Here is a 12,949-nt window from a genome sequence, read left to right as displayed (position 1 = left end):
AGGGGCTCAGCCGGTCAAAGCTCGGGGCTTGCCCTGGGCCACGGGCCGGGTGGAGTCGAGGTGACCCCAGGCGATCAGCCGGTGGCTGCTGCCCCATTCCGGATCGCAGGTGGTGAGGGTCAGATAGCGGCCGGGCGAGCGGAACGGCGACTTGGCGGGGACCGGATCGATGACTCCGATGTCGCTGGGCACGGTCCGGTAGGGCTTGTTGTCGAGGCGGTAGGTGAACCAGGTCGTGCCGTCGGTGAGCACCACCGCGTCGCCGGGCCGCAGCTCGGGGAAGTCCTTGAACGGGTCGCCGTAGGTGCGCCGGTGCCCGGCGACCGAGAAGTTGCCCGGCTGCCCCAGGCGCGCGGTGGTGGCGTAGTGCCCGAGGCCCTTCTGGAGGTCCTTGACCCCGGTCCCCTCCAGCACGGGCTTGTGCCAGTCCTTGCCCAGCCTGGGGATGTACATGACCGCGAAGGACTTTCCCTCGGAGTACGGGGCGGGGGCGGGCGGTGCGCTCCGCTGCGGCGCGCTCGCGGCGGGGGCGCGCTCCCACTGGTGGTGCAGGGCGGATATCTGGCTGTCGGCGGCGCTGTCCGCCTTCACCCCGGTCCAGTACAGGACGTACACGACGAAGAGGACGATCAGGGCGCCGACCGTGATGCACAGCTCGCTGAACGTCCTGACGACCAGCCGCACCGAGACACCAGGCACCGGGCCGCCCCCTCCCGCGCTATCCCACCGGCTTCGCGTAGTGGAGATCCACTGTGCCCGAGTAGCCGGGCAGAGTCATCGCCTTGTGCTCGTCGACTTTCCAGCCGAGCCCGTACGCCTTCACATACAGCTGGTAGTTCTGGATCGCCCGGGAGTCGGTGAGCGCCTGGCGCAGCTTCCCGGGATCACCCACCGCGCTGATCTTGTACGGGGGCGAGTAGACGCGGCCCTGGAGGATCAGGGTGTTGCCGACGCAGCGCACGGCGCTGGTGGAGATGAGCCGCTGGTCCATGACCTGGATGCCCTGGGCGCCGCCCTGCCACAGCGCGTTGACCACGGCCTGGAGGTCCTGCTGGTGGATGACCAGGTCGTTGGGCTGGGGGGCGGGGTAGCCGGGGGCGGCCGTGGCGTTGGGCGGGGCGTCGTTGAGGGTGACGCTGAGCGCCTTGCCGGCGACCTTCTCGGTGCCGGCCGCGTCCTTGAGGGCGGCGAGCTGCTGGTCCTGCGCCTTGGTGGAGCCGTTGTCGCGCTGGGCGAGGGCGTCGACGTCGCCCCGGACGGTGGCGGTGGACTGGTCGAGCTCGGCGTTCTTGCGGCTGCGCTGCTGGATCAGGTCGGAGAGTTTCAGCAGCGAGGCGTCGGTGCGGATGTTGGTGCCCTTGGCAGTGTTGAAGCTGGTGACGAAGATGAGTCCGGCCAGGGCGAAGACGGCGGCGGAGAGCAGCCGGACGGGGCCTGCGCGGAAGCGTCGGCGCGGTTCGGCGGGCTCACCAGGGAGCCCTTGTGGGGAGTCGGCGGAATTGCTCAACGTACCCTTACTCCTTCGGCGCCACGGAAGCACTACGCTAACGGACGCCTGGGGGCAGCAGTGATCCCCCGTTGCCCCTCCGCCGCCGCCCAGCCATAGTTCCCTGCGCGGTCACGCAGCGCATCGACAGGAGTGTTCCTCGTGCCGAAGTCACGTATCCGCAAGAAGGCCGACTTCACGCCGCCGCCGGCGGCGAAGCAGGCCACCGCCATCAAGTTGGGCAGCCGGGGCTGGGTGGCCCCGGTGATGCTGGCGTTCTTCCTGATCGGGCTCGCCTGGATCGTCCTCTTCTATGTGACCGAGGGCGATCTGCCGCTGAAGTCCTTCGGGAACTGGAACATCGTGGTCGGCTTCGGCTTCATCGCCGGCGGCTTCGGTGTCTCCACGCAGTGGAAGTAGCCCCTCCACAGCCTCCTCGTCAAGCCTTGCCCACGGGTTATCCACAACGCTATCCACACTGGGGAAAAGGTCAGACGATCTGTGGATAACCTCCACCGTGTTGACGCCGGTGTGACTGCACCCTTCCACACCGGCCCACGGCCCGCCCCTTGTCCTTGCTGGGAAAACCCAGGTCAGCGACAAGGGGCACAGCTGTTCCCCACTGGATGCACAAGATCCGGCACGCACTGTGGACAACCTTGGGGGAAAGCCCGACTCCGCGTGCCCGCCCAGGTGGGGGTCCGCCGCTTCAGGTGAGCGCGGCGGTGCGGGCTATCACGATGACCAGGACGGCCAGCAGGACCACCCCGCACGTCCCCCACTGGATCAGCGACCGGCGCTCGCGCGGTGCGTGGACCATGGCGTACGCGATCACCGTGCCGCCGACCAGACCGCCGATGTGGGCCTGCCAGGCGATTCCGCCCCAGGGGTTGAAGGTGATCACCAGGTTGATCACCAGGAGCGCGATCAGCGGCCGCATGTCGTAGTTCAGCTTGCGCATCAGCACGGCGGTGGCGCCGAACAGCCCGAAGATCGCCCCGGAGGCGCCTAGCGAAGGCTGGTTCGGGGCCGCGAGCCAGTACGTCAGCGCGCTTCCGGCGAGCCCGGAGACGAAGTAGAGCGCCAGATAGCGCGCCCGGCCGAGCGCCGCCTCCAGCGGCCCGCCGATCCACCACAGGCTGAGCATGTTGAACGCGATGTGCATGACACCGCCGTGCAGGAACATCGACGTCGCCAGGCGGTACCACTGCCCCTCGGCGACGCCCTGGAGCGAGTCGAACCCGGGCACGAAGGCCCGCCCCAGCATTTCGTACCCGTACTCGAACTTGTCGCCGAGCGCCTGCTGGAGCAGATAGCCGACGAGGTTGAGCCCGATGAGGATCTTGGTGAGCAGATGGGGGTCGCCGGGCGCGATCGCGGCGCCCGCCATCGTGCGCGGCTGGTTGGCCGTCGGCGCGTGGCCGGTGCCGGAGCCGCCGCGGACGCACTCCGGGCACTGGAATCCGACCGAGGCGCTGACCATGCACTCCGGGCAGATCGGGCGCTCGCAGCGGGTGCAGGTGATGCCCGTCTGCACGCCCGGGTGCCGGTAGCAGCTCGGCAGGCTCGCCTGGTCCATCGGGCTCCTTGTACTCGGTGCGGGTGCGGCAACCGCGCCGCCCCGCTCGTCACGTCATACGGACGAGCGGGGCGGTTTGGTTCCCCTCGAACGGGTGCCTTCGGTTCTTCGGGCGGCTCGCGGTGGCCCCGCCCGGGACCGGGGCGCGCGGAGCTCAGCCCTCGCGGGACTCGATGACGACCGACTCGATGACCACGTCCTGGACGGGGCGGTCGGTGCGCGGGTTGGTCTGGGCGCTCGCGATGGCGTCCACGACCTTCTTGCCGGCCTCGCTGGCGACCTCGCCGAAGATCGTGTGCTTACGGGTCAGCCACGCGGTGGGGGACACCGTGATGAAGAACTGGGAGCCGTTGGTGCCCGGCCCGGCGTTCGCCATGGCCAGCAGGTACGGCTTGTCGAAGCCCAGCTCCGGGTGGAACTCGTCGGCGAACTCGTATCCCGGACCGCCGGTGCCGTTGCCCAGCGGGTCGCCGCCCTGGATCATGAAGCCGCTGATCACTCGGTGGAAGACCGTGCCGTCGTAGAGCGGGTCCGTGGACTGCTTGCCGGTCGCCGGGTGCGTCCACTCGCGCTCGCCCTTGGCCAGCTCGACGAAGTTCCTGACCGTCTTCGGGGCGTGGTTCGGCAGGAGCCGGATCTCGATGTCCCCTTGGTTGGTCTTCAGGGTGGCGTAAAGCTGCTCGGCCACGGTCTGCCTTCCTTTGGTCTGCACTGACGTCCCACGATCCTCGCACGGAGGGCCTTACGGCAAGGAAATGCCGCCGAGTGCCGCCGATCCCCGCCGAACAGGCGCGCCCCGGGGCGAACCGTGGCATCGTCGGACGCGAGCTCCTCTCGCACCGCCCTCGCGCCCTCGTGCCGCGCAACACCCGAAGCCGCCCCGCATGACCCGGATGCCTTTCCGCGCATGCCGGGTACCCGTCCGACAGGCATGATTTCGAGATGGGTGGAAAGGCGACACTGTGCTCATTCCGGCGACAACCCACCGGACCGCCCTGAACCCCGCCACCAAGGAGGAGGATCACGTGACCCGCATGGACAGCGTGCGCGCCGCGACCGGCTCGGCGAAGGAGAGCGTGCTGCACGCCGCGGAAGTGGTGGCGCCCTACGCCGACTCGGCCAAGAGCCATGCCGCGCGCTATGCGCACGAAACGAGCGCACGGCTCGCGCCCAAGGTGGCCAAGGCCGCCCAGCAGGCCCGCAGCCAGGCCCATCTCCAGTACGACGCGTATCTCGCGCCGCACGTGCCGCCGAAGGTCGACGAGGTGGCCCGGGAGGCCGCCGCCCGCTCCCGCCGCGCCGCCCGCCAGGCCGCCGACTACACGGCGCCCCGCGTCAGCCAGGCGGTCGCCGCCGCCCAGCCGGTGCGCGAGGAGGCGATGGCCCGCTCCGCGGCCGCCCTCGCGGCGCTGCGCGGCCAGATCTCCCCGCGCCAGATCGAGAAGCTGGCGAAGAAGCAGCGGCGCCGGGCCCGGGCCGGGCGCGCCGCCAAGTACCTCGCGGTCGTCGGCGTCCTGGCGGGCGGCGCCGTAGCCGCCTGGAAGTGGTGGGACAAGCAGGCCAACCCGGACTGGCTGGTCGAGCCCCCGGCCCCCACCGAGGTCGCCGAGCGGACCCCGCTGAGCGCGGTCGACGGCAGCGACGCCCTCGACCCGGAGGTCCAGGCCAAGGAGGCCGAGGAGGCCGAATACGGCGAGGAGCGCGGCGGCCACTGACCCCGGGCCACCGGCCGTACGCAACGAAGCGGCGGGTGCCGTGGACCACTGGTCCACGGCACCCGCCGTCGTCGTGCTGTGGAGCCTAGGGGAGTCGAACCCCTGACATCTGCCATGCAAAGACAGCGCTCTACCAACTGAGCTAAGGCCCCGGAAAGGTGATGCGCAGACCAGAGTACCGGGTGGAACCGGGTATCCCGCAAAAGGATTGGGACTCCCGATAGGCGACCACTCTCCGTAAGATGCTCGTCGGGGTTCGCGACAGCGAAGCGCCTCAATGGGGAAGCGATGGGGAGACGCGCAATGGACGCAACGCAGCAAGAAGCGACCGCAAGAGCGAGGGAGCTTCAGCGGAGCTGGTACGGAGAGCCGCTGGGGGCGCTCTTCCGCCGGCTGATAGACGATCTCGGCCTGAACCAGGCCAGGCTCGCCGCCGTCCTCGGCCTGTCGGCCCCCATGCTGTCCCAGCTGATGAGCGGTCAGCGCGCCAAGATCGGCAACCCGGCCGTGGTCCAGCGCGTCCAGGCCCTGCAGGACCTGGCGGGCCAGGTCGCCGACGGCAGCGTCAGCGCCGCCGAGGCCACCGACCGGATGGACGAGATCAAGAAGTCCCAGGGCGGCTCCGTCCTGACCAACACCGGCCAGACCACGACGAGTTCGGGCGCTCCGACCGTGCGCCGGGTGGTGCGCGAGATCCAGTCGCTGCTCCGCTCGGTCGCCGCCGCCGGGGACATCATCGACGCCGCCGACACCCTCGCCCCGGCCCACCCCGAGCTGGCAGAGTTCCTCCGGGTGTACGGCGCCGGACGCACCGCGGAGGCGGTCGCCCACTACGAGGCGCACCAGAGCTGACGGCCATGGGGGCGGGGAGGTCAGGTGGGTGAGGTCTTCGCCGGTCGGTACGAGCTCATCGACCCGATCGGCCGTGGTGGTGTCGGTGCCGTCTGGCGTGCCTGGGACCACCGCCGCCGCCGCTGTGTGGCGGCGAAGGTCCTCCAGCAGAGCGACGCGCACACCCTGCTGCGCTTCGTCCGCGAGCAGGCGCTGAGGATCGACCACCCTCATGTGCTGGCCCCGGCGAGCTGGGCCGCCGACGACGACAAGGTCCTGTTCACCATGGACCTGGTGACCGGCGGCTCGCTGGCCCATCTGATCGGGGACTACGGGCCGCTGCCGCCCCGGTTCGTGTGCGCCCTGCTCGACCAGCTGCTCGCCGGGCTCGCCGCGGTGCACGCCGAGGGGGTCGTCCACCGCGACATCAAACCGGCCAACATCCTCCTCGAAGCCACCGGCACCGGGCGGCCGCATCTGCGGCTGTCCGACTTCGGCATCGCGATGCGCAAGGGCGAGCCGCGGCTCACCGAGACGAACTACGTGATGGGGACGCCGGGGTACTTCGCGCCCGAGCAGATCATGGGCGCGGACCCGGACTTCCCGTCCGACCTGTTCGCGGTCGGCCTGGTCGCGCTCTATCTGCTGGAGGGTCAGAAACCGGACGCCCGGGCCCTGGTGGAGTACTTCAGCGCCCACGGCACCCCGGGGGCGCCACAGGGCGTCCCTGAGCCGCTGTGGCAGGTCCTGGCGGGCCTGCTGCAGCCGGACCCGCACGTCCGCTTCCGGACGGCCACGGGCGCGCGCAAGGCGCTGGCCTCGGCCGTCGAGCTGCTGCCGGACCCCGGGCCCGACGAGGAACCGGTCGAGGTCTTCGACCAGGTCGGCCCGCTTCCCGAGGGATTCGTACCGCGCGAGCTCCCGCCGGTCCTGCGGCACCCGCAGACATCGGGGACATCCGGGACGTCCGGGACGCCACAGCGATCGACTCACCTCGCGCAGGAACCGGACCGGAGCCAAGGCCAGAGCCGGGGCGAGAGCCAGAGCCAGAGCCAGGGCCAGGGTCAGGGCCAGCTGCAAGATCAGGCCCAGGCACGCCAACAGCCTCCCCCCGCCCACCAGTTGCCCACCCCGCCCACGGCCGACGGATTCCATCCGATCCCGCCCCCCTATCCGCCCTCGTACACACCCACCCCTGTCACTAAGAGGTACACCGGCCAAAGCGCGCAGGTTCCCACTCCCGCGCCACCGGTTTCCGGGCCTGTCCACACCCCGGTCCACAGCCCCGCGCCTCCGCCGCCCGCCGCCCGGCACAAGCGACCGGGACCGCCCCCGAAGGTGACGGTCCCGGTGCTGCTCCTGGCCCTGCTCTGCTTCGCCGTCGGCTTCTGGGCGCTCAGCCAGGTCTGAACGGTCTGAACGGAGAGATTCCGGGCCCAGCCGACCGGAAACACCGCTCCTGGCCGCTCAGCCCGGCCTGATCGGCTGCGCCCGCCGTCGGGCGACCAGCGTCCGCACCCCGAGCCACAGCACCAGCAGCGTGCCCGTCCCGATCCCGCCCGCCGCGAGCAGCCGCATCTTCGTCGAGCCGCCGTGGTGCCGCGCCGGGGCCGCGGCCGGGACAGGAGTGGTGGCCCGGCCGTTGGCCGCGAAGTCGGGCGCGCCCCCCTCGTACGCGGGCGCCGGTTTCGCCTCGCCCCGCACGCCCACCCGCAGCGTGACGGGGTACGCCCCCGGGCCGAGCGTCCGGGCGACCTGGGGACTGAGGCTGACCGCCAGGTAGTGGTCGCCCCCGAAGCGCAGCGCCCCGACCGGGCCCGAGGTGGAATAGCGGTTCTCGTACGCCACCGACGCCAGCGGCTGGAAGGAGACTGACGCGGGCTTCCCGTCGTACCCCGTGTACACGTCCGCGACCGGGCCGAGCGCCGGGTTGTAGAGCTGGAGGTCGATGGCATAGGCCACGTATCCGCTCCCGCCGGCACGGCCCAGTTCGGCGGTGGCGAACACCTGCTGGCCCCAGCCGACCGGGACGCGGTAGAAGAGCGTGGCGCCCGGCTTCAGCGAGTCGCGCCACGCGCCGCCGCTCAGCCGGGGCGCGTAGGCGAAGCCCGTACCGCCGTGGACCGCGCGTGCCGCCGAGGAGGGCAGGGGCGGCGAGGCGGTCGCCCAGTGCGTGGGTGCGGTCGTCGGGGCGTCGGCCGTGAGCCTCGGCTCCCTGGTGTGCCGCAGCTCCAGGCCCCACTCGCCGGGCGCGGAGGCGGCGTCCCCGACCCGTTGGACCAACACGTAGTACGGGCCCGCCGCCTGACAGGGCGTCTGATTGCGGGTCAGGCCCCGTGAGACGTACGCGGCGATCGGCCTCGGGTACTCCGGCGAGCCGAAGACCGCGCGGCCGGTGTCGCAGGTGTTGCCGTCGCGGTCCTGGAGCGTGAGCTCGATGCCGTCGCCGAAGACGACCTTGGTGTCGGGCTTCGGTACGGCCACGGCCGACACATAGGCGTCTCCGGTGCCGCCCAGGTCGACCTGGAAGTACGCCTTGGCGCCGGGCCCGACGGCCGACCGGTACACGGCTCCCGCCGTAAGGCGCGGCGCGCCCTGGCCGGTCGCGGCTCCGGTGACCGGCCGGGCGCGCGGGTCGTAGCGGTAGGGGCTGTCAGCGCGGTACGGGCGGTGCGGCTGCTGCCCGTTCGCGACTTGCGCCCCCTGGCCCTGGAGGGCCGCCAGCGCGCACAGCGCGGCCACGGCGGCCGCGGCCCGGCCCTTCCCACACTGGTTCGTCATGCCGCCGCGCCCCCTTCAATTTTGCTTTCGCAAGCCATTGATTTGCGCAGGTGAACCCGTGGGGACGACTGCCCCGGGCACATGACAGCACAGAGCCCCGGCCGCGTCGGCGGCCGGGGCTCTGCAACTTGGACTCTGTGGGGCTCACACACCCGAACCTGCGGGCACGGAGTCGGTCGCCTCCGTCCACAGGTCCTGCTCGGCGCGATCCGCCTGGATCTGGCGGTACACGAGGAGCCCGCCGATGGCGGCCAGTGCGACCAGGAGGAGCTTCTTCACCGCGCGACCTCGTCTTTCCTTGACGTAAGGGACCTCTGTCGCCCGACTATACACACCGATCGATACCAATCGGTGATGGTCCATCCGAGTGCAGTTGATCGGAACATCCACACATAACGGTGCGTCGCCCCCTCGCTCTCCGCCGCTCTTGCACATCATGAGATACAACGCAAATCGGGCAACCCCAAACGGCACAGAAGCGAGGACGTCATGGCAACCAGCAAGCTCACGACGTGGTGGACCGCACTCATCGGCGCGCTCGTCGCCCTCCTCGCCTCCCTCGGCCTGGCAGGCCAGGCCACCGCCGCCGCTTCTGTACCGCAGCAGGACGCCGCGCGCCACTGCGGGGAAAACCTGGCCCCCGAGACGCCGAACGTGCGATGGGCCCTGCCCAGCGCCTCGGCGCTGCCGCCCACGATGAAACAGCGCATCCGCGCCGAGGCCCACGGTTCCTCGCCGTCGCCCCGGCACCTGCCCGGTTCCCACGACGAGAGCGAGGGCAGCGACAGAGCGAGTGGCGCGACCGTCGCCGACACGCCCGCCCTGGGCGACAGCGCCCTGGTGACGACGCCCTGACCGCTCTCCCAGCTCCTGCCCGAGCTTGCGAGCCACGAGCCCGGCGACTCCCCCGAGTTGCCGGGCTTCTTCGTGTACGTACTACGTACGTACACGAGAGGACCCCACGCCCCCCGCACGAGGACCGCACGGCACAACGAAAAGGTCCCCGGACTCATCGTCCGGGGACCTTCTGCACTGTGGGGCTAACAGGATTTGAACCTGTGGCCTCATCCTTATCAGGGATGCGCTCTAACCAACTGAGCTATAGCCCCGCCGCGCTCTGCGAGGTATCCCCCGCGCGCTGACCTCTGAAGATTAGCGCACGTGGGGGCCAGTCCCAAAATCGATGGCCGCCCCCGGTTTGAACTGCGGCGACCCGCGCTTACTCGTCCTCGGCCAGCGTGAGCTCGATGCCGCCCACGAAACCGGCCGAGAGGTTGTAGATGAACGCGCCGAGCGTCGCCAGCGCGGTGGCGAGCACCACATCGATGACCGCGATCACCGAGGTGAAGATCAGCACGCGCGGCAGCGACAGGAAGGACTGCAGGTCGAACCCGTTGGACTCATTGGAGCCGGTGGCCTCGCTGATGGTCCCGCCCACCGACGAGAAGACGCCCATGGCGTCCATGACCATCCACAGCACCGCCGACGCCACCACCGTGCACACGCCCAGCGCGATGGAGAGCAGGAAGCTGACCTTCATCACCGACCACGGGTCGGCCTTGGCCACCCGCAGCCGCGCCTTGCGCGTACGCGGTGTCGTACGCGCCCCTGTGCGGGGCCGGCGGACGGCGGCGGACGACGAGCCGCCGCCGCGCTGCCGGCCGCCCTGTGTCCCGTTCTGGGACGTCGGGTAGGCCTGCGGCGGGTGGTACGGCTGCGCGGGGCCCGATGCGGGCTTCTCGCGCTCGCCGGGCAGTGCCCCGGCGGCGTACCCCTCGTGGTCGGACCGGGCCTTGGGCCCGCGGGTGTCGGTCACCGTTACCCCCTGGGAGTCCGCGGCAGGGCCACGGGCACCGTTCGCTCCGGAATCGGCCGATCCGGCGCCCGTGGCTCCACTCACGCTTTACTCCTCGTGCTCACCGGCCGAAGGCTCCGTGCCCTCGACTGCGGCCTCGGCAGACTCGCCCTCGGCAGCGTCGATCTCGGTCCCTTCGGGACCGTCGACCTCTTCAGCCTCGCGACCGGCCTCGGCGTTACGAGCGATGCCGACGACGGCATCGCGCTTGCCCAGGTTGATCAGTTGGACGCCCATGGTGTCACGGCCCGTCTCCCTGACCTCGTTGACTCGCGTACGAATCACACCACCGCCGAGCGTGATGGCGAGGATTTCGTCGGTCTCCTCGACCACCAGCGCGCCGACCAGCGAGCCCCGGTCCTCGACGATCTTGGCGGCCTTGATGCCGAGGCCACCGCGACCCTGGACGCGGTACTCGTCGACGGGGGTCCGCTTCGCGTACCCGCCGTCGGTGGCGGTGAACACGAAAGTACCGGGCCGGACGACATTCATCGAGAGCAGCTCGTCGCCCTCGCGGAAACTCATCCCCTTGACGCCCGAGGTGGCGCGGCCCATCGGGCGCAGGGCGTCGTCCGTCGCCGTGAAGCGGATGGACTGAGCCTTCTTACTGACGAGCAGCAGATCGTCCTCGGCCGACACCAGCTCCGCGCCGATCAGTTCGTCGTCGCTGCCGTCCGCGGTCTCGCGCAGATTGATGGCGATGACACCACCCGAACGGGGCGAGTCGTAGTCCTTGAGCGAGGTCTTCTTCACCAGGCCGCCCTTGGTGGCCAGGATCAGATAGGGCGCCGCCTCGTAGTCGCGGATGGCGAGGATCTGGGCGATCTTCTCGTCCGGCTGGAAGGCCAGCAGGTTCGCCACGTGCTGGCCGCGCGCGTCCCGGCCGGCGTCCGGCAGCTCGTACGCCTTGGCCCGGTAGACGCGGCCCTTGTTGGTGAAGAACAGCAGCCAGTGGTGGGTGGTGGAGACGAAGAAGTGGTCGACGATGTCGTCCTGCTTCAGCTTGGTGCCCCGCACGCCCTTGCCGCCGCGCTTCTGCGAGCGGTAGTCCTCGGTCTTGGTGCGCTTGACGTAGCCGCCGTTGGTGATGGTGACGACGATGTCCTCTTCGGCGATCAGGTCCTCGATGGACATGTCACCGTCGAAGGGCACCAGCTTGGAGCGCCGGTCGTCGCCGAACTTCTCGACGATCGCGGCCAGCTCCTCGCTGATGATCTGGCGCTGGCGCTCGGGCGAGGCGAGGATCGCGTTGTACTCGTTGATCTTCGCCTGGAGCTCGTCGTGCTCGGCGACGATCTTCTGCCGCTCCAGGGCGGCGAGCCGGCGGAGCTGCATCTCCAGGATCGCGTTGGCCTGGATCTCGTCGATGGAGAGCAGGCCCATCAGGCCCTCGCGCGCGACCTCGACGGTGTCGCTGCGCCGGATCAGCGCGATGACCTCGTCGATCGCGTCGAGCGCCTTGAGCAGACCGCGCAGGATGTGGGCCCGCTCCTCGGCCTTGCGCAGACGGAACCTGGTGCGCCGGACGATGACCTCGATCTGGTGCGTCACCCAGTGGCGGATGAACGCGTCCAGCGAGAGCGTGCGCGGCACGCCGTCGACGAGCGCCAGCATGTTGGCGCCGAAGTTCGTCTGGAGGTCGGTGTGCTTGTACAGGTTGTTGAGGACGACCTTGGCGACCGCGTCCCGCTTGAGCACGATGACCAGGCGCTGGCCGGTACGGGAGCTGGTCTCGTCGCGGACGTCGGCGATGCCGCCGACCTTGCCGTCCTTCACCAGGTCCGCGATCTTCTGCGCCAGGTTGTCGGGGTTGACCTGGTACGGAAGCTCGGTGACGACCAGGCACTGGCGGTTCTGGATCTCCTCGACCGCGACCACCGCGCGCATCGTGATGGAGCCGCGGCCCGTGCGGTACGCCTCCTCGATGCCCTTGCGGCCGACCACGAGGGCGCCGGTCGGGAAGTCGGGGCCCTTGATGCGCTCGATCAGCGCGTCCAGGAGCTCCTCGTGCGAGGCCTCGGGGTGCGACAGGAACCACTGGGCGCCGTCCGCGACCTCGCGCAGGTTGTGCGGCGGGATGTTGGTGGCCATACCGACGGCGATACCGGCGGAGCCGTTGACCAGCAGGTTCGGGAAGCGCGCCGGCAGGACCGTCGGCTCCTGGTTGCGGCCGTCGTAGTTGTCCTGGAAGTCGACGGTCTCCTCGTCGATGTCGCGGACCATCTCCATGGACAGCGGCATCATCTTGCACTCGGTGTACCGCATGGCGGCGGCCGGGTCGTTGCCCGGGGAACCGAAGTTGCCGTTGGAGTCGACCAGCGGCATCCGCATCGACCAGGGCTGGGCGAGGCGGACGAGCGCGTCGTAGATCGAGGAGTCGCCGTGCGGGTGGTAGGTGCCCATGACGTCGCCGACGACGCGGGCGCACTTGTAGAAGCCCTTCTCGGGCCGGTAACCGCCGTCGTACATCGCGTACAGGACGCGGCGGTGGACGGGCTTCAGGCCGTCCCGTACGTCCGGCAGCGCGCGCGAGACGATGACGGACATCGCGTAGTCGAGGTAGGAGCGCTGCATCTCCGTCTCGAGCCCGACGGGCTCGATGCGCAGTACAGGGTCTTCCTCGGTGGGTTCAGTGGTCGCGGGAGTGTTCTCGTCGGCCATTGCTGGTTCTCAAGTCCTTTCGAAGCGGTCAGCGACAGACC

Annotated in this window: 13 protein-coding genes and 2 tRNA genes; 5 read left to right on the top strand and 10 right to left on the bottom strand. The window is 70.2% G+C overall.

The features are described from left to right. Nucleotides 1-6 precede the first annotated feature (6 nt). Nucleotides 7-684: a class E sortase gene (locus QIY60_RS13235; RefSeq protein WP_283145914.1), complete on the bottom strand. Its 678-nt coding sequence runs from the start codon at nucleotides 682-684 to the stop codon at nucleotides 7-9. Between the two features lie 34 nt (nucleotides 685-718). Next, entirely contained in the window at nucleotides 719-1,507 is a 789-nt protein-coding gene (locus QIY60_RS13230) for a DUF881 domain-containing protein (protein WP_283142587.1), read from the bottom strand. 141 nt (nucleotides 1,508-1,648) lie between these two features. On the opposite strand from QIY60_RS13230, the gene crgA reads away from it, so the two are divergent. Then, nucleotides 1,649-1,906 carry a cell division protein CrgA gene (gene crgA / locus QIY60_RS13225; RefSeq protein ID WP_101389137.1) on the top strand — a complete coding sequence of 86 codons (258 nt, stop codon included), beginning with the start codon at nucleotides 1,649-1,651 and terminating at the stop codon, nucleotides 1,904-1,906. Nucleotides 1,907-2,195: 289 nt separating this feature from the next. Here the strand turns inward: crgA and QIY60_RS13220 are convergent, their stop codons facing one another. Both QIY60_RS13220 and QIY60_RS13215 read right to left on the bottom strand, forming a co-directional pair. Next, a complete protein-coding gene (locus QIY60_RS13220; RefSeq protein ID WP_283142586.1) occupies nucleotides 2,196-3,065 on the bottom strand; it encodes a rhomboid family intramembrane serine protease in 870 nt (289 codons plus the stop codon). 154 nt (nucleotides 3,066-3,219) lie between these two features. After that, complete coding sequence (locus tag QIY60_RS13215) at nucleotides 3,220-3,753, bottom strand: peptidylprolyl isomerase (RefSeq protein ID WP_283142585.1); 534 nt, start codon at nucleotides 3,751-3,753, stop codon at nucleotides 3,220-3,222. 337 nt (nucleotides 3,754-4,090) lie between these two features. Between QIY60_RS13215 and QIY60_RS13210 the strand changes: the two genes are divergently transcribed. After that, nucleotides 4,091-4,780: a DUF5324 family protein gene (locus QIY60_RS13210; RefSeq protein WP_283142584.1), complete on the top strand. Its 690-nt coding sequence runs from the start codon at nucleotides 4,091-4,093 to the stop codon at nucleotides 4,778-4,780. Between the two features lie 79 nt (nucleotides 4,781-4,859). Here QIY60_RS13210 and QIY60_RS13205 read toward each other — a convergent pair. Continuing rightward, nucleotides 4,860-4,932: transfer RNA gene (locus tag QIY60_RS13205), tRNA-Ala, on the bottom strand. A 151-nt stretch (nucleotides 4,933-5,083) separates the two neighbouring features. Between QIY60_RS13205 and QIY60_RS13200 the strand changes: the two genes are divergently transcribed. Further along, nucleotides 5,084-5,632, top strand: coding sequence for a DNA-binding protein (locus QIY60_RS13200; RefSeq protein WP_101389140.1), 549 nt, complete (start codon nucleotides 5,084-5,086; stop codon nucleotides 5,630-5,632). Between the two features lie 24 nt (nucleotides 5,633-5,656). Next, on the top strand, nucleotides 5,657-7,021 hold the full coding sequence (locus QIY60_RS13195) for a serine/threonine-protein kinase (RefSeq protein WP_283142583.1): 1,365 nt from the start codon (nucleotides 5,657-5,659) through the stop codon (nucleotides 7,019-7,021). A gap of 57 nt (nucleotides 7,022-7,078) precedes the next feature. Here the strand turns inward: QIY60_RS13195 and QIY60_RS13190 are convergent, their stop codons facing one another. Together QIY60_RS13190 and QIY60_RS13185 are read right to left on the bottom strand one after the other, a co-directional pair. After that, entirely contained in the window at nucleotides 7,079-8,392 is a 1,314-nt protein-coding gene (locus tag QIY60_RS13190) for a hypothetical protein (RefSeq protein ID WP_283142582.1), read from the bottom strand. A 144-nt stretch (nucleotides 8,393-8,536) separates the two neighbouring features. Further along, a complete protein-coding gene (locus tag QIY60_RS13185; RefSeq protein WP_003958712.1) occupies nucleotides 8,537-8,671 on the bottom strand; it encodes a DLW-39 family protein in 135 nt (44 codons plus the stop codon). 210 nt (nucleotides 8,672-8,881) lie between these two features. Between QIY60_RS13185 and QIY60_RS13180 the strand changes: the two genes are divergently transcribed. Continuing rightward, complete coding sequence (locus tag QIY60_RS13180; protein WP_283142581.1) at nucleotides 8,882-9,247, top strand: DUF6344 domain-containing protein; 366 nt, start codon at nucleotides 8,882-8,884, stop codon at nucleotides 9,245-9,247. 180 nt (nucleotides 9,248-9,427) lie between these two features. Here QIY60_RS13180 and QIY60_RS13175 read toward each other — a convergent pair. From QIY60_RS13175 to gyrA, 3 genes are all read right to left on the bottom strand, one after another. Beyond that, nucleotides 9,428-9,501 (bottom strand) — tRNA-Ile (locus QIY60_RS13175). Nucleotides 9,502-9,611: 110 nt separating this feature from the next. Further along, nucleotides 9,612-10,208 carry a DUF3566 domain-containing protein gene (locus QIY60_RS13170; protein WP_283142580.1) on the bottom strand — a complete coding sequence of 199 codons (597 nt, stop codon included), beginning with the start codon at nucleotides 10,206-10,208 and terminating at the stop codon, nucleotides 9,612-9,614. 87 nt (nucleotides 10,209-10,295) lie between these two features. After that, complete coding sequence (gene gyrA, locus QIY60_RS13165; protein ID WP_283142579.1) at nucleotides 10,296-12,908, bottom strand: DNA gyrase subunit A; 2,613 nt, start codon at nucleotides 12,906-12,908, stop codon at nucleotides 10,296-10,298. Nucleotides 12,909-12,949 lie beyond the last annotated feature (41 nt).

Source organism: Streptomyces sp. BPTC-684 (assembly GCF_030028635.1).
Lineage (GTDB): Bacteria > Actinomycetota > Actinomycetes > Streptomycetales > Streptomycetaceae > Streptomyces > Streptomyces noboritoensis.
The sequence above is the reverse complement of the archived record's forward strand: the minus strand, read 5'-3'. Positions and strand labels throughout refer to the sequence as shown.